Here is a 20579-nt window from a genome sequence, read left to right on the forward strand (position 1 = left end):
TGACCTGAGAGAAGACTGCTCGCCATGTCGATTTCATCTGTTGTGCGTCGCCGCACCGTGCTACTGGCCGCCCTGTTTACCTTTTGCCTGTCACCACAGGCCTTTGCCGACGCCCCGGCCCCGCTGGCCAAGCCGTTGCGTATTGGTATCACCCTGCACCCTTACTACAGTTACGTGGCCAATATCGTCGGCGACAAAGCCGAAGTAGTGCCGTTGATTCCCGCAGGCTTTAACCCCCACGCCTATGAGCCCCGGGCTGAAGACATCAAGCGCATCGGCACACTGGATGTGATCGTGCTCAATGGCGTGGGTCATGATGACTTTGCCGACCGCATGATCGAGGCCAGTGAAAAACCGGACATCCCGGTAATCGAGGCCAACCAGAATGTTCCACTGCTGGCAGCCACAGGCAACGCGGCTCGCGGCGCGGGCAAGGTGGTCAACCCGCACACGTTCCTGTCGATCAGCGCCTCGATTGCCCAGGTCAATAACATTGCCCGCGAACTGGGCAAACTCGACCCGACCAACGCCAAGACCTACACCGCCAATGCACGCGCCTACGGCAAGCGCCTGCGCCAAATGCGCGCGGACGCCTTGGCCAAGTTGACCCAGGCACCGAACGCCGACCTGCGCGTAGCCACAGTGCACGCGGCTTACGACTACCTGCTGCGTGAGTTCGGCCTGGAGGTCACCGCCGTGGTTGAGCCTGCCCACGGCATAGAACCAAGCCCCAGCCAGTTGAAGAAAACCATCGATCAACTGCGCGAGCTGGATGTGAAAGTCATCTTCTCCGAGATGGACTTCCCTTCCACTTATGTGGAGACCATTCAGCGCGAGTCAGGGGTCAAGCTGTACCCGCTGTCGCATATTTCCTATGGCGACTACAGCGCTGACAAATACGAAAAGGAAATGACCGGCAACCTCGATACCGTGGTCAGGGCCATTCAGGAGGCCGGAGCATGACCGCCGTTGAACCCTTGTCAGTTGCAGTCTGCGGGCCAGGGGTCGAGTTTGATCAGGTGTCGCTGACCCTGGGCCGAACGCCCATTCTGGATCATGTCAGTTTCAGTATCCGCCCCGGCAGCGTGCATGCACTGGTCGGGCCTAATGGCGGCGGTAAAAGTTCGCTGATCAAAACGCTGCTGGGGCAAATGCCCCATCAGGGTCGCCTGTGCCTGAACTGGCCTGGCGAGCCGGGACTGATCGGCTATGTTCCCCAGGCGCTGGAATTCGATCGCGGGCTGCCAATGACCGTCGATGATTTCATGGCCGCCATGTGCCAGCGCCGTCCAGCGTTTATGGGCTTGTCGCGCAAGGTGGCTCCCGCCATCGGTGAAGCGCTGGAGCGCGTGGGCATGCAGGACAAACGCAAGCGGCGCATGGGCGCACTGTCCGGCGGCGAGCGCCAGCGCGTGTTGTTGGCACAGGGCCTTATCCCCGCACCGCAGCTGCTGGTACTGGACGAGCCCATGTCGGCGCTGGACGAAGCCGGTGCACGGGTATTTGAGCGTTTGCTGACTGACTGGCGTCAGGCCGGGGTCACGGTGGTATGGATTGAACACGATTTGGCCGCCGTAAAACGCTTGGCAGAACGCGTGACCGGACTCAATCGCCAGGTGCTGTTCGACGGCCCGCCCGAGCAAACCCTGAGCCCCGAACGTCTGCTCAACCTGTTTTCAACCCATCCCAAGGCTCACGGGAGCGCCCTTTCATGAGTTACGAAGCGTTCCGCTTGATGGTTCAGGGCTGGGCTTCTGCGGGCTATCTGCCCGAAGTGCTGGCTTACGGTTTTGTGGTCAACGCCTTGCTTGCCGGTTTGCTGATTGGCCCGGTGCTTGGCGGGCTGGGAACCCTGGTCGTGGTCAAACGCTTCGCGTTTTTTTCCGAAGCCGTGGGGCATGCCGCGCTGACTGGCGTGGCCATCGGCATCCTGCTGGGTGAACCCTACACCGGGCCTTACGGCAGCCTGTTTGGCTATTGCCTGCTGTTCGGGATCTCGCTTAATTACCTGCGCAACCGTACCGGCCTGGCCCCGGACACACTGATCGGGGTGTTCCTGTCGGTGTCATTGGCACTGGGCGCCAGCCTGCTGCTGATTCTGGCGGGCAAGATCAACGTGCATATCCTCGAAAACGTGCTGTTCGGCTCCGTATTGACGGTCAACGGCAACGATTTGCTGGTGTTGGCGGTGGTCGGCGCGCTGGTGCTGGGCCTCAGCCTGCCACTGTACAACCGCATCATGCTCGCCAGTTTCAACCCGCAACTGGCCGCTGTGCGCGGGGTCGCTGTCAAAGCTTTGGACTACCTGTTTGTAATCCTCGTAACGCTGATTACCGTAGCCGCCGTAAAAGTCATTGGTGCGATTCTGGTGGGCGCACTGCTTGTGATTCCGGCCGCTGCGGCGCGTTTGCTCAGCCAGTCGCTTAAAGGTTTTTTCTGGATTTCAGTGTTGATCGCCACCGTCAGCACCCTGTGCGGCATCCTGTTGCCCATCGTGTTTGACCTGCCGATTCCGTCCGGCGCCGCAATTATTTTGATGGCCGGTATCGCCTTCGCTCTCGCCGCCATCGCCCGCGGCGTGGTGCCCAGCCTAAAAGGGAATATTGGATAAATGTTCACTCTGCGCAAACTCGCACTGGCCCTGGCCATCACCGGCCTGCTCAGTACTCCACTGCTGGCAGCCGACACTGCAACGCAACCGGTGCGCATCCTCGCCAGCCTGCCGATCACTTACGGGCTGGGCGAGTTGCTGCTCAAAGACAGCAACGTGACCCTGGAGCGGGCCGCTGCGGCCAATTTGCCCGGCAGCCGGCAGAGCGCCTATTTCAGTGGTCGCGGCGCTCCGGCCCTGCACAAACTGGCCACAAACGCAGATGCCGTGATCGGCCTGCGCTCTGTGTGGAGCGATGACCCGCTGTACCCCATGGCACGGCGCAGCAATATCCGCATTGTTGAAGTTGACGCTGCGCGACCAGTGGACGGCAGCCTGCCGGGCATTGCTGTGCAACCGGGTGTTCACAGCGATGGCCTGAACAGCCAGCCGTGGCTGACCAGCAACAATATGGGACGCATGGCGGACGTGATCGCAGCCGATCTGGTGCGGTTGGCACCGGATGCCAAGCCAAAGATCGAGGCCAACCTGGCAGGTCTCAAACAGCGTTTGCTCAAGCTCAGCGCCGACAGCGAAGCACAGCTGGCCAAGGCTGATAATTTGGCCGTGGTGAGTTTGTCGGATCGGCTGGACTACTTGATTGGCGGGTTGAATCTGGAACGGGTTGAGGTCGATCACAAAGGCGATGAGACCTGGACCCCCGAGTCGCTGCAAGCGCTGACCCAAACCCTGAAAGACAATGAGGTAGCGCTGGTGCTGGATCACCGTCAGCCGGCAGCTGCGGTGAAAGCTGCGATCGCCGAAGGTGGCAGTGAACTGGTGGTGGTGACCGCAGATGGCGCTGACCCAGTGGCCGAGTTGCAAGACACTATCGACGCCATTGTCAAGGTGCTGAGCCACAGCTGAACCTGGTTGGTCACCTGGCGCGTTGCGACGCTTGCAGCGCGCCCTGCCAGTTCGCAGCAACTGCCGAAGGCTGCGTTCGGCGGAGCAGCCCTCGCAAAACAGGCCCCTGCAGTGCAGCAGACAATTCCCGGGTTCAGTTTTACGGGTGCTCCGCCCCCGGACGCAACCTCGCTCCTTCGTCAGCGGCTACGGGCCTTGTATCCCCAAGCCATGAAAAACGCGATTACTGCGTCTCACAAGCCTGACTCTCGGCCTCCTGCTTGTTGCGGCGAACAGAGCGATACCCCACAGCCAGCAGCACGAACCAGACGGGCACCATATACAGCGCCTGACGGGTGTCGGTTTCCAGAGCCAGCAGTACAAGGATAAACACGAAGAAAGTCAGGCAGACCCAGACCATGACCTTGCCACCGGGCATTTTGTATTTCGATGCGCGGTGCAAGTGGTCACGCTTTTTGCGATAGGCCAGATAGGACAGCAGGATCATGGTCCAGACAAACATGAACAAGGTGGCCGATACCGTGGTGATCAGGGTGAAAGCCTCCATCAGGTTGGGCACCACATAGATCACCAGCGCTCCCGCCAGCAAGCAGATGCAGGAGAAAATCAGGCCGTTTGAAGGCACCGCTCTGCGCGACAGACTCTTGAACTTGCCCGGGGCATCGCCATCCATTGCCAGGCCAAACAGCATGCGGCTGGTTGAGAACACACCGCTGTTGGCCGAAGAGGCCGCAGAGGTCAGGACCACGAAGTTGATGATGCCGGCGGCGGCGGGCAGACCGGCGAGCATGAAGAGCTCAACGAAGGGGCTCTTGTCGGCCACAACATCACGCCATGGCGTAACGGCCAGAATCGCGATCAGCGCAAACACGTAAAACATAATGATGCGCAACGGAATCGAATTGATCGCACGGGGTAGATTGCGCTCCGGGTTTTTGGTTTCTGCGGCGGTGGTGCCTACCAGCTCGATGCCGACAAAGGCAAACACGGCAATCTGGAAGCCGGCGAAAAAACCCATCACGCCGTGGGGGAACATTCCGCCGTCATTCCACAGGTTGGCCAGGGATGCCGAGTTGCCAGTCGGTGACTGGAACGCGGTGGTCACCATATAAAGACCGGTGCAGACCAGTGCGCAAATGGCCACGATCTTGATCATGGCAAACCAGAACTCCAGTTCCCCGAACATTTTTACCGTGATCAGGTTCAATGACAGCAGCAGCGCCACGCAGCCGATAGCGGGCAACCACAGGGGGATATCCGGGAACCAGAAGTGGGTATAGCCAGAGATGGCGATCACATCGGCGATGCCCGTGACGATCCAGCAGAACCAGTAGGTCCAACCGGTAAAGTAACCCGCCCTGGGGCCCAGCAGGTCGGATGCAAAATCGATGAACGACTTGTACTTGAGGTTGGATAACAGCAGCTCGCCCATGGCGCGCATCACGAAAAACAGCATAAAGCCGATGATCATGTAGACAAATATGATGGAGGGGCCTGCGAGGCTGATGGTCTTGCCCGAGCCCATGAACAGACCGGTACCGATGGCTCCGCCAATGGCGATCAACTGGATATGACGATTGGACAGGCTGCGCTTCAGTTCTGGTTCTTCTGTGGCAGGTTGGTGATTTTGCATGAATCATCCTCTTATTGTTCTTGTACGAGGTCCTCACACCAGACAAACATCATGTTCACCCGATGTTCTGTGCCAGCCTCGTACGAGCAGTCAAGTGGGCCGTTTATGCGCCGTAGGGGTCTGTTAATCCAGAATGGAATCACGCCACCAAAAAGCGGTCTGTGGGTGATTCGGTAAAGCGCGGGTACTGTAAACCATGGCCCAATTGAAGTTGTAACAAAATCAGTACATTGCAGCGCATTCTAACCGTCAGGCCATTATGGGAGCGGGCTTGCTCGCGATGGCATCATTGCGACTGGCCTGGCAGACCGCGTCGCCTGCATCGCAAGCAAGCCCGCTCCAGCTCCCTTAAAGAGTGCTTTTCAACGGCATTCGCAGTTCAACCCGCAAACCATCGGACTGACTGTCAAAAGTCAGTTCGCAGCGGCAACGCTCGACAATCGCTTGCACGATCGCCAGGCCCAGCCCACACCCATTGCTGTTGCCATTGCGCCAGAAGCGCTGGGTCATGTGCTGCAATGTTTCGGGGGCTATGCCGGGGCCGTGGTCGCGGACCACGAAGTTTACGTGCGAGCCCTCAACGGCAACCGTCAATTCCACCTGGGTGCCGGGCGGGGTATGGCGCAAGGCGTTGTCCAGCAAGTTACGCAGCGCTGCAATGGCCAATACCGATGGAACTTCAAGCGCCGTGGTCGGGAGGTCTGGCGGAAGATGCAAGCGGATGTGTTCACCACCGGCACTGGCGGCATCATGAATCGCCAGGCGCGCCACTTGCTCGGCCGAGCAATTGACCCCGTCATCAAATGACAGGCTGCCTTCAACCCGCGCCAGCAGCAGCAATTGCTCAAGGGTTCGGTGCAAGCGGTCGGCACCCGCTTCGGCATGGGCCAGTGATTGTTCGCGGGCCTGGCCATCGGTCATGCGCGCTACTTGCAGGTGGGTTTTGATCGCAGTCAGCGGGCTGCGCAATTCGTGGGCCGCATCGCCGGTGAGGCGCCGCTCACGCTCGATGGTCTTGGCAATACGCGCGAACAGCTGGTTCTGCGAATCGAGCAGTGGTTTCAGCTCACTGGGCAATGGCGTGATGTTCAGCGGTTGCAATGAGTCTGCATCGCGGCGCATCAAGGCATCGCGCATCCGGTTGAGCGGCGCCAGCCCTTGGCCGATCCCCAGCCACAGCAACAATAGACACACCATCAGCGCCATGCCCACGGGCACCGATGCCGCCAGCAGGACCGACAGGTTCAGTGCCTCGCGCTCGACCTGACGATCCGCGGTGGTAATACGCAGATCACCGCGATCCAGGGTAAAGGTGCGCCAGGCGGCGCCGTCGATAATCTGGTCATGAAACCCTGCCGATTGTGACTGCATCGGCTGGTCCGGATTATTGTGGCTACGGGCCAGGATCTCGCCGCGCAACGAACTGACCTGACAGGCCATGCCGCCGGGCACGGTCAGTTGCTCGGCACTGAAATGGGTGCCCTCGCCTTTTACCGGCAATTGCGGCAATTGCTCCAGCAACCCCGCTACCATGCGCGCCGAAGCCACCAGCCGCTGATCGAGGGAAAACATCATTTGCTGGCGCAGGTCGCTGAGCATCCAGGCCGCAGCCAGGGCCCAGACCAGAACAAATGCCGAGCCAATAGTCAGGCTCAAGCGCAGGCGCAGACTCATCATGCTTCTGACTCTGCGCCATCTGCATGTCCCAGGCGATAGCCCAGGCCACGTACGGTTTCAACGATGCCGTTGCCCAATTTACGTCGCAGGTGATGGATATGAACGTTCAGGGCATTGCTCTCCAGTTCGTCACCAAAGCCATAAATACTGTCCTTGAGCTGCTCACTGGACAGTACCCGCCCACGGTTGTGCAGCAAGGCTTGCAACAGCGCCTGCTCACGGCGGGACAAGTCGACTGGTTGACCCGCCAGCAAGGTCACGCGACTGCTGGGGTCGTAACTCAGGCTACCGTGCTCGATCAGGTTGACGCTGCGACCTGCAACCCGACGCAGCAACGTGTGCAGCCGGGCTGCGAGTTCACGCAGATCAAAGGGTTTAAGCAGGTAATCATCGGCACCGGCCTGCAGGCCGTCGACACGATCGGTCACCGAGTCACGGGCAGTCAGAATCAGTACGGGCAATTCGAGCCCCTGCTGGCGCAACTGCTGCAGCAGCTTGAGGCCGTCTTCGTCGGGCAAGCCCAGGTCAAGCACCATCACATCGAACTCGGCGGCCTTCAACATGGCCCGCGCCGCACTGGCCGTGCCGACGTGCTCAACCGTCAGGCCCTGAGCCGTCAGCCCGGCCTTGATGCCGCTGGCGATCAGTTCGTCGTCTTCGCAAACCAGTACATGCATGCTGATACCCGCTTAAATGAGCCGATTAAAAGGTCATGGGATTAAGGGCCGATTATGCCGTGTACACCGCGATGTGCATCGGTTAATGATCGGTTAATCGCAGGAACACACTGTAGCTGCACTTGAACTTGCCCAAGGCTTTACCCATGCGTTTGCTGCTGTCCTTTCTATTGATGTGTTTGGTCGGTGTGGCTCAGGCCCAGACCGCGAACAATCCGTTTGCACAGCCTGACTTTCTACCGGTCAACAAAGCCTTCACATTCAGTGTCGAGCCATTGCCTTCAGGCGAAACCCGCCTGCAATGGAAAATAGCCGATACCTATTACTTGTACCAAAAGCGCTTCAAGTTCGACGGGCTGGATCCGGCAAAAACGCCCGTACTGCCCCAAGGTCTGGAACACAGCGATGAATTCTTTGGCGCCACCCAGGTGTATCGCAACAAGGTTGAGATACTGATCCCTGCAGGCGCCAGCGGTCAGGTCAAGGTCAGTTGGCAAGGCTGCGCCGATGCGGGTCTGTGTTATCCACCACAAAGCCAGACGGTTGATCTGGGCGGTGCGCAGCCTGTGGCCGCACAAGGTCAGGCGCAAGACCAGTCACTGGCTGCCAGTTTGCAGCAACGCTCGCTAGGCTGGAGTTTGTTGCTGTTCTTCGGCCTGGGCCTGTTGCTGGCCTTCACTCCATGCTCACTGCCGATGCTGCCGATTCTGGCAGGGCTGGTGGTAGGCAGCGGTGCCAAGGCCGGGCGCGGTTTTGCCGTGGCCGGCAGTTATGTGATCAGCATGGCGCTGGTGTATGCCGGACTGGGGGTGCTGGCTGCCCTGCTGGGCGCCAACTTGCAGGCCCTGCTGCAACAGCCCTGGCTACTGGGCAGTTTTGCCGCGCTGTTTATCCTGCTGTCGCTGCCCATGTTCGGCTTTTTTGAGCTGCAATTACCCGCGGCTCTGCGCGACCGCCTTGAAACCGCCGGGCGTGGCCGCAAGGGCGGCAGCTTGATCGGCGCAGGCATTCTCGGTGCCCTGTCCGGCTTGCTGGTCGGCCCCTGCATGACCGCACCACTGGCCGGTGCCTTGCTGTATATCGCGCAAAGTGGCAATGCCGTTCAAGGCGGCCTGGTGCTGTTTGTGATGGGCCTGGGGATCGGCGTACCGCTGTTGCTGCTGGTTACCGTGGGCAGCCGCTTCCTGCCCAAGCCCGGTGCCTGGATGAACCTGATGAAAGGCCTGTTCGGCTTCCTGTTCCTGGGTACCGCATTGCTGCTGGTACGCCCGGTACTCGATGAGTCCTTGTGGGTCGGCCTGTGGGGCGTGCTGCTGATCATTCTGGCGTGCACCCTGTGGCAACAGGCTCAGACGTTCCTGCGCGCCAAAACCCTGTTCAATCCGTTAAGCCTGCTGGCGGGCCTGTGGGGTTGCCTGCTGTTGGTGGGCGCGGCCGGCGGCGGTACCGATCTGTGGCAACCATTGCAGGTGTACACCGCCAAAACAGTGGCGGGCGCCAGCACTGCAAGCGCTGCCCACGATGCGTTTATCACCATCAAGGACCCCGCCAGCCTGGACCGTGAACTGGCCAGCGCCAAGGCCGATGGCCAGTGGGTGATGCTCGATTACTACGCCGACTGGTGTGTGTCGTGCAAGGTCATGGAGAAGCAGGTGTTCGGCAAACCCCAGGTGATGGAGGCATTGCAAGGTGTGCGCCTGTTGCGTCTTGACGTGACCGCCGATAATGTCGCCAGCCGCGAACTGCTCAGCCGCTATCAAGTACCCGGCCCGCCCAGCTTTGTCTGGATCGGCCCCAACGGTATTGAGCGTCGCGGGCAACGCATCACTGGCGAAGTCAACGCCCAGACCTTTTTGAATAACTGGAACGCCACTCGGGAACTCCTCTAAATGCTGACCCTGACCATCGGTTCGTTTGCGCTGGCCATCAACCACTTGCTGCTGATTCTGGCCCTTGCCCTGGCGACACTGGTGGGGTGGCGTGTGGCCAAGCGCGGTGGCGAAAATCCCGAGTCAGTGCTGTTCAGCCTTTTTTTACTGGGCTTGCTGACGGCGCGCATCGGTTTTGTCGTCAGCTATTGGCGCTACTTCAAGGACGACCCGCTGCAAGTCCTGGACTTGCGTGACGGCGGATTCTTGCTGTGGCCGGGGCTGATCGCCGTGGTGGCCGGCGCGGTCATCTGGGGCTGGCGCAGGGTCGGCTTGCGTCGGCCACTGGGTTGGGGGCTAGGCAGTGGCCTGGCGTTCTGGCTGCTTGCCAGTCTCTCGTCCAATCTTTATGAACAAGGCACACGGCTGCCCGAGTTGGTGTTGCGCAACGCCGACGGCGAGTCGGTGCAATTGAGCAGCTATCAGGGCGGCCCTCTGGTGATCAACCTGTGGGCCACCTGGTGCCCGCCATGCCGGCGCGAAATGCCGGTATTGCAAAACGCCCAGCATCAGCATCAGAACGTAACGTTCCTGTTCGTCAATCAGGGCGAGAGTATGCAGAGCGTCAGCACCTTCCTTGAAACCCAGGGCCTGAACCTCAGCAACGTGCTGTTCGACAGTGGCGGCCAGCTGGCGCAAAAAGTCGGCTCAATGGCACTGCCGACTACGCTGTTCTACAGCGCTGAAGGCCGGCTGCTGGGCAGCCATTTGGGCGAGTTATCCCAAGCCAGCCTGGCCCGGGCCATGGAGCCTTTAAACCTGAACAATTCAATGTCGGCCCAACAGGCCGACCCTGCAAGGAATGAGCAAAAATGTTTAACCGCAAACTGCTAACCCTGAGCATGACCGCCCTGCTGGGCGCCGCACTTTTGCAATCCCCTGTGTTGCAGGCTGAAGAGCTGCCGCCGGCGATCAAGAAGATTGAAGCCAAAGGCGCAAAAATCATTGGCAGTTTCGATGCTCCCGGCGGTTTGCGTGGCTATGCCGCCCAGTACCAGAACCGTGGCATGGCGCTGTACCTGACCCAGGACGGCAACGTGCTGGTGGGCAATTTGTATGATGCAGACGGCAAGGACCTAAGCCTGGCTCCGTTGCAAAAACTGGTTTACGAACCCATGGCCAAGCAAGTTTGGGCTGAAATGGAAAAGAGTAACTGGATCGCTGATGGCAAAAAGGATGCACCGCGCATCGTTTACCTGTTCAGCGACCCGAACTGCCCGTACTGCAACATGTTCTGGGAACAAGCCCGCCCGTGGGTTGATTCGGGCAAGGTGCAATTGCGCCACATCATGGTGGGCATTATCCGCGAAGACAGCCCGGCCAAATCTGCCGCCCTGCTGGCCGCCAAGAACCCTCAGCAAGCGCTGCATGATCACGAAAAAGCCGGCAAGGCCAGCACTCTCAAGCCATTGACCAAAATCCCGGCCGATGTTCAGGCCAAGCTGGATGCCAACGCACAGCTGATGGAGGAGCTGGATGTGGCAGCAACCCCGGCGATTTTCTATCTGGACCAACAAGGCAACCTGCAACAGCAACAAGGCGCGCCGTCGCCGGAAAAACTGGTGCAGATTCTCGGTCCCAAGTAAAACCCGCTGGCTGTGCCCTTTGGAACACAAGGTCACAGCCAGCACCAACACCTGCGTGAGGCATGTCTCAGTTCGAGCTTTTCAGTGCTATTAGTTCTATTTCTCAATTGACAATCATTATCATTAAGCCTAGTTTGTGAACAGCTGTGTAGGACGCTTCCACGAAGAGCGCCTCACTCAATCATTCGCAACAGGTGATCTCCATGACGGAACAAATGTCCACAGGCAAGTGCGACTCACCCTTACTTCAAGCCTTTGTTGATAACCGACTGGTCCTGGTCAAAATCGCAGCACGCATCACCGGTTGTCGATACAGAGCTGAGGATGTCGTGCAGGATGCTTTCTTCCGTCTGCAGTCCGCCCCCCAGATCACCTCTTCATTCAAGGCGCAGCTCAGCTACCTGTTCCAGATCGTGCGCAACCTTGCGATTGATCACTACCGCAAGCAAGCGCTGGAACAGAAATACTCGGGCTCAGAAGAAGAAGGCCTGAACGTGGTCATCCACGGCGCCTCCCCGGAAACTTCGTTGATCAACTTCTCAACCCTGGAGCACATTGCGACCGCTCTGACCGAACTGCCGAGCCGCACGCGCTATGCATTCGAGATGTATCGCCTGCACGGTGTACAACAAAAAGACATTGCCAAGGAGCTGGGCGTGTCGCCAACGCTGGTCAACTTCATGATTCGCGATGCCCTGATTCATTGCCGCGAGGTATCGGGAACATACCCCGATACCTATGCGCGACGCTGATTCAGGCCACTGCCGTTTGCACAAACACATCGTGCGTCCGGATTTACCTCAGCGGCTCCTGTAGCCGCTGCTCAACACTGCGATCGACGGCAAAGCTGCCGCGCCATCACCTCCCCCTTCCCGGATCAATCGTTACATGGCAACCACGTCAATTTGGTAGGGCCCAAAAATGGCTCTCAACTGCCCGCTGTCACGAAGATTGTTCAACATTTGCGCGAATTCCTGACTCTTGATCGGAGCATCGAGCCGCAACAACGCGTAGTGCCGATAGACCTGATCGACACGCTCGGACACCATAATCTGTGATTTGACCTTAGGGTCGTAGCGCTGGATGTCAATCAGGTTGGAACGCGTCATCAATGCAATGTCTGCCCGCCCGCGCAAGACCATCAACAAGTTGCTTTCGTGGGAATAGGTCAGGGTTGCGCTGAAGGTATTGGTAAGGAATTTCGGTGCTGAGTTGAACCCGGCAAAGGCATAGTGATAGCCGCTGAAGAGCGCAAGCCGCTTGCCGCTCAGGTCATCAAAATAACGTTGCGCGCGATCAGGGTTCTGCCTGGCCACAAACACTTCTGCGTCTTCGAGGCCCATGTCCACGGCCGTGTACGAGAGCTCCTGCCAACCCCAGGCCGGGTTTTCGAACATCATCATGTCCACCCGCCCCCGCTCAAAATCACGCACGCGCCTCGGGATCGAGCTGGGTACCAGAACAAAGCGGTAGTCGCTCTGGAGCTGGTTGAGGGCGTTGAGCAATTTGGACAACAGACCGGTATCGGCACCGCGCTCCGGGCGTACGGTATACGGCGGAAAATGCGCAGCTCCGACCCTGATTTCCTGGGCGGCCCAAACCGGCGTTAGCCAGATTATGCCGAGGGTCAGCAACACACTATGAGCCAACTGAATCGGCGAACACTTCAAAACCATACACATCCCGCGCCGCCCATGGCTGGAACTTATTGATCGACACACGACCTTAGATCGAGCACGCACACCATTGAAGCGCATATAGACTAGCAAGCAAGCGGTCCACTGGCCCACTACAAAATAACCGTGCGGGTCAGTGTTTTAGCTACGCTCCCACTTCAACGCCGATGCTGTTAAAGGAAGCTGCACATGCCTCACTGGCTGGTAATTGATCTGGAAGCCACAACCGATGATGGCGGCTGGCCCCTGGAGGAAATGGAAGTGATTGAAATCGGTGCCAGCGTGGTCACCCGCGCAGGCCGGGAGGTCGATCATTTTCAGCGTTTCATTCGACCACAACGTCGGCCGTTGTTGACCCCTTTTTGCCGTCAACTGACTCGCATCACCCAGGCCAACATTGACACCGGTGCACCGATGACGGTGGTCTGGGAGCAGTTCGAACGCTGGCTGGGCCAACATCTACCCAAACTCGAAGGCTGGGCCAGTTGGGGCGACTACGATCGCAAACAGCTGGAGCAGGAATGGCGCCAGAAACAACTGGGCAGTGCCCTGCTGCAATTGCCGCACATGAACCTCAAGCAGCAATTTGCCCAGGCCCGTCAGTTAAAGCGTGCGCTGGGACTTAACAGCGCACTGCAACTGGCCGGAATGCAGTTCAGTGGCCAGCAACATCGAGCCTTGGAAGATGCGCGAAATACTGCACGTTTATTGCCTCTGGTGCTCAAAGGCTGACGGCCACAAAAGGGCGTGACGGGATAAAACGGCTTCTGCATACTGGCCAGCCCTTTTTAGCCCATTCCGAGGAATCGCCATGTTTAAAGTCAACGAATACTTCGACGGCACCGTCAAGTCTATTGCCTTCGCACAAACCGAAGGCAAGGCCACCATTGGCGTCATGGCTGCGGGCGAATACGAATTCGGCACGGCCGAGCGTGAAATCATGCACGTGGTTTCAGGTGAGCTGAGCGTCAAGCTGCCGGGCAGCAACGCATTTGAAACATTCAAGAGCGGCAGCCAGTTCAACGTACCGGCCAACAGCAAGTTCCAGCTCAAGGTTGCGGTAGATACTGCCTACCTGTGTGAGTACCGCTAAGGCCCTGCACATTCCCCTGTAAATACTCTGTCACCGGTCAAGGCCCTCCGTGGGAGCGAGCCTGCTCGCGAATGATTTTCGCGAGCAGGCTCGCTCCCACGGTTGAAGTATCTCAAGCCATCGCCCCTCGGCAGCTGCTACGGATCTCTTTTCACATCCCTACATTGAACTGCAACGCCGCCAGTCGCGCATACAGCGGATTACTGGCGATCAACTGTGCGTGAGTGCCAATGGCAACCAGCTTGCCCTGATCCATTACCGCGATGCGGTCGGCGTTTTGCACGGTGGCCAGGCGGTGAGCAATCACCAGCGTCGTTCGGCCTTGCATCAGGCTGGGCAATGCCTCTTGGATCAAGTGTTCGCTCTGGGCATCCAGGGCACTGGTGGCTTCGTCCAGCAACAAAATGGGCGCATCGACCAGCAGCGCCCGGGCAATAGCCAGACGCTGACGTTGACCGCCCGACAAACCCAGACCGCCGTCACCCAAGTGGGTTTTATAGCCCTCGGGCATTTGCAGGATGAAGTCGTGGGCATGGGCAATTCGCGCGGCGGCTTCAACTTGCGCATCACTGGCGCCAGCATTGCCATAACGGATGTTGTCTTCAATGGTGCCGAAAAACAGGGCCGGGGTTTGCGACACCAGGGCAAAGCAACGACGCAGGTCGTGCGGGTCTAGCTGGGTGATGGGCTGCTCCTCCAACAAAATCCGCCCTTGCTGGGGATCGTAGAAGCGCAGCAGCAGGTCGAACAACGTCGACTTGCCCGCTCCTGACGGGCCGACCAGCGCCAGGGTCTCCCCTGCATTGACCGACAGGCTCAGACCATCAATGGCATAACTTTCAGGCCGCGACGGGTAGGCAAATCGCAGGTCTTCAAGCCGCAGATTGCCGTCCACCCGCTCAGGCAACACTCGTAGATCCTTGTCCGGTGCCAGGATCAGGCTTTTTGCCTGCAGCAGTTCGGCAATTCGCTCCGCCGCACCTGCCGCCTGTTGCAACTCGCCAATAACTTCGCTCAGGGTGCCGAACGCGCTCCCTACAACCAAGCTGTAAAACACAAAGGCTGCCAGCTCGCCACCGGTGATGCGCCCTGCGATGACGTCCATGCCACCGACCCACAGCATCACCCCCACAGCCCCCAGCACCAGCAGGATCACCAGCGTGATCAACCATGCCCGTTGCAGAATGCGTTTGCGTGCAGTGGCAAACGCATGCTCAACGGTGCTGGCAAAACGCTGCTGATCCTGCTGTTGGTGGTTGTAGGCCTGGACCGTCTTGATTTGGCCCAAGGCTTCGGCGACATAGCTGCCGACATCCGCTATCCGGTCCTGACTCTGGCGCGAGAGGCTGCGCACCCGACGGCCAAAAAACAGGATGGGCACCAGCACCAGAGGCAGGGCGACCACCACAATACTGGTGAGTTTGGGGTTGGTGACAAACAGCAGGACCACGCCACCCACCACCATCAGGCTGTTACGCAAGAACAAGGACAGCGAAGAACCAATCACTGACTGCAGCAAGGTGGTGTCGGTGGTCAGTCGTGACTGGATTTCAGAACTGCGGTTGTTCTCATAGAACCCGGGGTGCAAGTCGATCAGGTGATTGAACACCTGGCGGCGAATATCGGCGACCACCCGCTCACCGATCCATGACACCAGATAAAAACGTACAAAAGTGCCCACGGACAAGCCGAGCACCAGCACCAGAAAAAAACCGATGGACTGGTTAAGCAGATGGGGGGACTGAGTCATAAAACCCTTGTCCACCAACAAGCGAATGCCCTGCCCCATCGACAAGGTGATCCCCGCTGTGACAATCAGGGCCAACAGGGCGCCAAATGCATGCCAACGATAGGGGGCAATGAAATGGGTGGCCAGACGAATGGCACGACGATGACGGGACGAAAGCATGGGAGGGGTATCCAGAATGAGGATCAGCGTGAAAAGCCTTACACAGCCTACAACGAAGTTCGGCTTATCTTGGTAAACCTTTCTCACTCGTCTTGAATATGACCTGCAACAGCAAGCCCTAGGCAGTAATGTTCTAAAGTCGGGGTGGAAGTTTCAGGATATTTCTGTTGGACTGGGCTGGTGGCCAAGTTTGTAACAGCTTGGTCATTAAACGGATCTACAGTATCGCTACACCCTGATGAGGAGACAGGCCATGGATTTGCAACAGAACGCTCAAGCCGTACCGGTGATTCGCACCCAACCACAGCAATCTCTGGGGTGCGCGTTTATCGACGAGAATGGTCAGGAAATCTTGATCACTGAAGCGATGATTCAGGACGCCTGCCACGAACTGGAGCAACGCCTGGTCAAGCCTGTGCACAAGGACTGATCCTCTGTGACAGCGGGCAACCGTGCGATGGCATTACTGCGGTTTACCGGACAGACCGCACCGTTTGCATCGCTGACCAGCCAGCTCCACACATGAGATAGCAACCCAAGAATGACTGACCGGCCTTATTGCATAAGGCCGGTTTTTTTATGCCCTGACTCTTTAGACAGGCACCGCACCCAAGGCCTTTACCAGTTGATTCAAGGCCACTGACTCACCCTCGATATGCACAGGCAGGCCTTCGATTTCGCGGCGAATCGGGTAGTGCTTGCGCAATGCATCGAACGCCAGCTTCTGCTCCTGGACACTGCCGATCAGGCTACGACGAAAATCCGCATCGTCACGGCGCGGGTCGTACACACCGCGACAAATCATGGCCATGGCCCAGCCAGGATCGCTGTCGGCATTCAGTTCAACCTTCGCCAGCCATGGAGCGGGCAGCAGGTCGGCGAGTTTGACCTGCGGGGTATGCCCCAGAAAATCACATAACGCCTGATAAACCTGCGCAGTACCACGCTGCTTGCCATCCAGGCTGTACCCGGCAATGTGTGGAGTCGCCAGTACGCACAGGTCAGCCAGTTCGACGTCGACTTGCGGCTCGCCCTCCCACACATCCAGCACTGCCTGCAGGTCTTCGCGTCGGGTCAATACTTCGCGCAGCGCCGCGTTATCAACGACTGGACCGCGGCTGGCGTTGATCAGCCAGGTGCCCGGTTTCAGTTGCTCCAGACGTTGCTGATCGAGCAAGTGCCAGGTCGGGTAGTCGCCGGTTTTGCTTAGCGGGGTGTGCAGGCTGAGTACATCACACTGCTCGATGATCTGTTCGAGGGTGACGTAATCACCTCCTTCACAGGCCTGACGCACGGGGTCGCAAACCAGTACGTTGAGGCCCAGAGCACGCAGAACGTTGACCAGACGACCGCCCACTTCACCGGCGCCGATCACACCGTAGGTACGCCGGGTCAGATCGACACCTTCAATTTCGGCCAGGGTCAACAGGCTGCCAAGCACGTAATCGACCACACCACGGGCATTGCAACCGGGGGCGCTGGACCACTGAATACCGGCTTGCTGAATGTAGTCGAGGGCCAGGTGATCGGTACCGATGGTGCATGTGCCGACAAACCGCACCGCGCTGCCTTCAAGCAACTCACGGTCCACTTTGGTCACCGAACGCACCAGCAGGACGTCTGCATCGTGGACGTCTGCGCGGCTGATCTGACGCCCCGGCAAACGGCGTATTTCACCGAAGTCAGCAAAAAACTCTTCGATCAGCGGAATATTTTCGTCAGCAACAATCAACATGGCAGGCTCCTTTGGCGGAGTGGCAGTGTAGGCGTTGTTACGCTGAATGGGCCAGCCAAGCGTGGAAGGTACTTACGATCATGCTTACAAAGCTCCTACAACTCAGTGTTTTCTGACCTTTTGGTCAAGCGTACAATCGCCAGCTTTGCGCGTTAAACACTGTGGATGCACGCTTGTGAACTCTGTCACTCATACCCCCCCTTCTACCGCTGTAAGCCGCCCGGCCCGGGTTCGTACAGAAGTACGCGCACTCCTGGCGCTGGCGTTTCCGATCATCATTTCGCAAATCGCCACCACCGCCATGGGGTTTGTCGATGCGGTGATGGCCGGGCGTGTCGGTCCTCGGGATCTGGCTGCCGTGGCGCTGGGCAACTCTATCTGGGTCCCGGTGTTTTTACTGATGTCGGGCATTTTGTTGGCCACCACCCCCAAGGTGGCACAGCGTTTTGGCGCGGATGCTCACAGTGACATTGGCCCGATCGTGCGCCAGGCCCTGTGGCTGGCGCTGATCACCGGCCTGTGCGCGGCCCTGATTCTGATCGGTGCCGAGCCACTTTTGCATGCGATGAAGGTCGACCCTGACTTGATCGACCCGAGCATGGGCTATTTATACGGGATCGCCAGTGGCATGCCGGCCGTTGGGCTGTATTGCGTGTTGCGCAACTTCAGCGATGGCCTGGGTAAAACCCGACCAAGCATGGTGCTGGGGCTGAGTGCACTGGCACTCAATATCCCGATCAACTACATCTTCATTTATGGTCACTTTGGCGTCCCGGCCATGGGCGGCGTGGGCTGTGGCTGGGCGACGGCTATTGTGATGTGGTTCATGGCCATCGGTATGGTGGTCTGGACATGGCGTGGGGCAATCTACCAGTCGAGCAAGGTCTACAGCCATTTTGAATGGCCCCAGTGGGCGATTCTCAAGCGCTTGCTCAGCGTGGGCTTGCCGATTGGTATCGCGGTCTTTGCCGAGTCGAGCATTTTTGCGGTGATTGCGCTGCTGATCGGCAGTTTGGGTGCAACCGTTGTAGCGGGCCATCAGATCGCATTGAACTTCAGTTCACTGGTTTTCATGATTCCGTATTCGCTGGGCATGGCCATTACGGTGCGTGTAGGCCAGGCCTTGGGCCGCCAGCAACCTCGTGAGGCACGGTTTGTGGCTGGCGTCGGCATGGGCACCGCCCTGGTCTGGGCGGCCATTTCCGCCAGTCTGATCCTGCTGCTGCGTGAGCAAATTGCGACCGTCTATACCGCCGATCTAAGGGTGATCGAGGTGGCAACCATGCTGCTGATGTTTGCCGCGCTGTATCAGTTTTCAGACGTGATCCAGGTGACGGCCGCCGGCGCATTGCGCGGCTATCAAGACACGCGGGTGACGATGGTCTTGACGTTGTTTGCGTATTGGGGGATTGGTCTGCCGGTGGGCTACGCGCTGGGGCTGACGGACTGGTTTGGCGCAGCCAATGGCCCGAGCGGGCTGTGGCAGGGTTTGATCGTTGGCCTGACCTGCGCCGCGCTGATGCTTGGCGTGCGGCTGGCGCGCAGTGCGAAAAAACATATTCGCCGCAGCGCCTGACGTGTGGGAGTGAGCCTGCTCGCGAACGCCTCAATGCGGCGACTTTCGCGAGCAGGCTCGCTCCCACGGTAGCAACCTGAACGTTTAATCCTGCTTCTTGCGGATCCAGTACAGGTACTTGCCCGCCTCTTCCTGTTGCCCCACCAGTTCATGGTCCAGAAACACGCAGAACTTGGGAATGTCACGGCGAGTCGAGGGGTCGGTGGCGATGACTTTCAACAAGCCACCCGGCGCTAGATCGCGAATGTGTTGGTGCAGCATCATCACCGGCTCAGGGCAGTTGAGGCCGGTGGCATCCAGAGTGCCGTCAACCGGCAGGTCAGTAAAACTCATCAGTTACTCCCGAATCAGCGAGATTTAGGTTTTTTAACGTCCAGTCGACGCAAATGGCAGGTCACTTCTTCACGGTCGTGATACAGCTGCTTGCAGCCGATTTCAACCTGGATGCCACGAGCCTTGAAGCCGTCTGCAATCCGGTCGAGCAAGCGACGCACTTCGGCATAACGCTGCTTCATCGGCAGTTTCAGGTTAACCACCGCTTCACGGCAGTGACCTTCACCAATCCACTCTTCAAGCATCGCAGCATTGCGCGCCGGTTTCTCGACGATGTCGCAGACCATCCAGTCCACCGGCTGCTTGGGCTTGAAGGTAAAGCCATCGGCCATCAAGTGCTGCACCAGGCCGGTGTCCATCAGGCTTTCAGCCATTGGGCCGTTGTCGATGGCGGTCACGATCATGCCGCGATTTACCAACTGCCAGGTCCAGCCACCCGGGGCAGCGCCCAGGTCAACGCCGGTCATGTCGCTGTGCAAGCGCTCATCCCACTGATCGCGGGGGATAAAGTGATGCCAGGCCTCTTCCAGCTTGAGCGTCGAACGGCTCGGTGCCTCACGGGGGAACTTGAGGCGCGGAATGCCCATGGGCCACATGGCTGAGTTGTTGGCTTCTGCCAGTCCTAGGAATACTTCGCGGCCACTTTTAAAGGTCAGCAGCAGACGCGGCTTGTGCGCGTCGTCTTCAACCAGCTTTCCGGCCTTGATCAACGCCTTGCGCAGATGGGCATCAAACTTTTTGCAGAAATTGGACAGCTCTTTACCGTCATTGGTATCGACTATTTCCAGCCACAGACTGCCGCACACCGGAAAGTCCGCCATGTGCTCAAGGATAACGCTGATGCGGTCGGTTTCCGGAAGATCGACAAAGCCGCCACGGGCCCATTGGCGCGGGAAGATCAGCTCGGCAAAACGCAAACCTTTCATCAGGCGTTCAGCGCCGCCTTCTTCGGTGCACACAAATTCGGCGCAGGCAGTGCTCGGCTTGGCCTTGGCATAGCCAGACACATTGAGACGGGCGGCGTGTTCGGCAATTTCCGAGCAGACTTCGCCTTCAAACCCGGGCCGGCAGTGCATAAAAACGGTGTTCATTGAATTACTCCTGGGCAGCGGGCAGGAATTGGCCGGCTGCGCATCCTTGATTTGGCGCAAGGACTGTCACGAAAAGGTCGGCATGATAGCCGAGTTCGGAACCTTGAACCCGCAAAGACAGTCCAGTTATTAGCCAGAGCCCGGAATC

General features: G+C 58.6%; 20 protein-coding genes. 12 read left to right on the plus strand and 8 right to left on the minus strand.

The window, feature by feature from the left end; genetic code table 11:
• Positions 1 to 24: 24 nt before the first annotated feature.
• Genes TU76_RS20230 through TU76_RS20245 form a run of 4 tightly spaced genes read left to right on the plus strand, consistent with a single transcriptional unit; the run spans position 25 to position 3517 of the window.
• Positions 25 to 963 (plus strand): metal ABC transporter substrate-binding protein, encoded by a 939-nt coding sequence (locus TU76_RS20230; protein ID WP_019826302.1) that lies wholly within the window; start codon positions 25 to 27, stop codon positions 961 to 963.
• Complete coding sequence (locus tag TU76_RS20235; protein ID WP_019826304.1) at positions 960 to 1715, plus strand: metal ABC transporter ATP-binding protein; 756 nt, start codon at positions 960 to 962, stop codon at positions 1713 to 1715. The genes TU76_RS20230 and TU76_RS20235 overlap by 4 nt, the downstream gene beginning before the upstream one ends.
• Positions 1712 to 2611 (plus strand): metal ABC transporter permease, encoded by a 900-nt coding sequence (locus tag TU76_RS20240; RefSeq protein WP_016780336.1) that lies wholly within the window; start codon positions 1712 to 1714, stop codon positions 2609 to 2611. Before TU76_RS20235 ends, TU76_RS20240 begins: the two co-directional genes overlap by 4 nt.
• Positions 2612 to 3517, plus strand: coding sequence for a metal ABC transporter solute-binding protein, Zn/Mn family (locus tag TU76_RS20245; protein ID WP_019826306.1), 906 nt, complete (start codon positions 2612 to 2614; stop codon positions 3515 to 3517).
• 223 nt (positions 3518 to 3740) lie between these two features.
• Here the strand turns inward: TU76_RS20245 and cycA are convergent, their stop codons facing one another.
• The 3 genes from cycA to TU76_RS20260 all read right to left on the minus strand — a co-directional run bounded on the left by cycA (position 3741) and on the right by TU76_RS20260 (position 7504).
• Positions 3741 to 5150: a D-serine/D-alanine/glycine transporter gene (gene cycA / locus TU76_RS20250; protein WP_019826308.1), complete on the minus strand. Its 1410-nt coding sequence runs from the start codon at positions 5148 to 5150 to the stop codon at positions 3741 to 3743.
• 348 nt (positions 5151 to 5498) lie between these two features.
• On the minus strand, positions 5499 to 6827 hold the full coding sequence (locus tag TU76_RS20255; protein ID WP_019826310.1) for an ATP-binding protein: 1329 nt from the start codon (positions 6825 to 6827) through the stop codon (positions 5499 to 5501).
• A complete protein-coding gene (locus tag TU76_RS20260; protein WP_019826312.1) occupies positions 6824 to 7504 on the minus strand; it encodes a response regulator in 681 nt (226 codons plus the stop codon). Before TU76_RS20260 ends, TU76_RS20255 begins: the two co-directional genes overlap by 4 nt.
• Before the next feature lie 146 nt (positions 7505 to 7650).
• Here TU76_RS20260 and dsbD point away from each other — a divergent pair, with 146 nt between their 5' ends.
• From dsbD to TU76_RS20280, 4 genes are all read left to right on the plus strand, one after another.
• Positions 7651 to 9393: a protein-disulfide reductase DsbD gene (dsbD, locus tag TU76_RS20265; protein WP_048352402.1), complete on the plus strand. Its 1743-nt coding sequence runs from the start codon at positions 7651 to 7653 to the stop codon at positions 9391 to 9393.
• A complete protein-coding gene (locus tag TU76_RS20270; protein WP_019826323.1) occupies positions 9394 to 10266 on the plus strand; it encodes a TlpA disulfide reductase family protein in 873 nt (290 codons plus the stop codon).
• Positions 10245 to 11018, plus strand: a complete 774-nt coding sequence (gene dsbG, locus TU76_RS20275; RefSeq protein ID WP_046809822.1) for a thiol:disulfide interchange protein DsbG — start codon at positions 10245 to 10247, stop codon at positions 11016 to 11018. The genes TU76_RS20270 and dsbG overlap by 22 nt, the downstream gene beginning before the upstream one ends.
• Positions 11019 to 11221: 203 nt before the next feature.
• Entirely contained in the window at positions 11222 to 11770 is a 549-nt protein-coding gene (locus TU76_RS20280) for an RNA polymerase factor sigma-70 (RefSeq protein ID WP_046809821.1), read from the plus strand.
• 132 nt (positions 11771 to 11902) lie between these two features.
• Here the strand turns inward: TU76_RS20280 and TU76_RS20285 are convergent, their stop codons facing one another.
• Entirely contained in the window at positions 11903 to 12694 is a 792-nt protein-coding gene (locus tag TU76_RS20285) for a substrate-binding periplasmic protein (protein ID WP_046809941.1), read from the minus strand.
• 189 nt (positions 12695 to 12883) lie between these two features.
• On the opposite strand from TU76_RS20285, the gene TU76_RS20290 reads away from it, so the two are divergent.
• Entirely contained in the window at positions 12884 to 13426 is a 543-nt protein-coding gene (locus TU76_RS20290; protein WP_019826647.1) for a 3'-5' exonuclease, read from the plus strand.
• Between the two features lie 79 nt (positions 13427 to 13505).
• Positions 13506 to 13787 carry a pyrimidine/purine nucleoside phosphorylase gene (gene ppnP / locus TU76_RS20295; protein ID WP_046809940.1) on the plus strand — a complete coding sequence of 94 codons (282 nt, stop codon included), beginning with the start codon at positions 13506 to 13508 and terminating at the stop codon, positions 13785 to 13787.
• A 151-nt stretch (positions 13788 to 13938) separates the two neighbouring features.
• Here the strand turns inward: ppnP and TU76_RS20300 are convergent, their stop codons facing one another.
• On the minus strand, positions 13939 to 15696 hold the full coding sequence (locus TU76_RS20300) for an ABC transporter transmembrane domain-containing protein (protein WP_019826651.1): 1758 nt from the start codon (positions 15694 to 15696) through the stop codon (positions 13939 to 13941).
• Between the two features lie 253 nt (positions 15697 to 15949).
• Between TU76_RS20300 and TU76_RS25445 the strand changes: the two genes are divergently transcribed.
• Positions 15950 to 16126, plus strand: a complete 177-nt coding sequence (locus tag TU76_RS25445) for a PA1571 family protein (protein ID WP_046809938.1) — start codon at positions 15950 to 15952, stop codon at positions 16124 to 16126.
• Between the two features lie 162 nt (positions 16127 to 16288).
• Here TU76_RS25445 and pdxB read toward each other — a convergent pair whose 3' ends face one another.
• Entirely contained in the window at positions 16289 to 17431 is a 1143-nt protein-coding gene (gene pdxB / locus TU76_RS20310; RefSeq protein ID WP_048352403.1) for a 4-phosphoerythronate dehydrogenase PdxB, read from the minus strand.
• Positions 17432 to 17606: 175 nt separating this feature from the next.
• Between pdxB and TU76_RS20315 the strand changes: the two genes are divergently transcribed.
• A complete protein-coding gene (locus TU76_RS20315; protein WP_037032484.1) occupies positions 17607 to 19007 on the plus strand; it encodes an MATE family efflux transporter in 1401 nt (466 codons plus the stop codon).
• Positions 19008 to 19091: 84 nt separating this feature from the next.
• Here TU76_RS20315 and tusA read toward each other — a convergent pair whose 3' ends face one another.
• Both tusA and rlmM read right to left on the minus strand, forming a co-directional pair.
• Complete coding sequence (gene tusA, locus TU76_RS20320) at positions 19092 to 19340, minus strand: sulfurtransferase TusA (RefSeq protein ID WP_019826659.1); 249 nt, start codon at positions 19338 to 19340, stop codon at positions 19092 to 19094.
• Between the two features lie 14 nt (positions 19341 to 19354).
• Positions 19355 to 20431, minus strand: coding sequence for a 23S rRNA (cytidine(2498)-2'-O)-methyltransferase RlmM (rlmM, locus tag TU76_RS20325; protein ID WP_019826660.1), 1077 nt, complete (start codon positions 20429 to 20431; stop codon positions 19355 to 19357).
• Positions 20432 to 20579 lie beyond the last annotated feature (148 nt).

It is taken from the genome of Pseudomonas psychrophila (assembly GCF_001043005.1).
Lineage (GTDB): Bacteria > Pseudomonadota > Gammaproteobacteria > Pseudomonadales > Pseudomonadaceae > Aquipseudomonas > Aquipseudomonas psychrophila.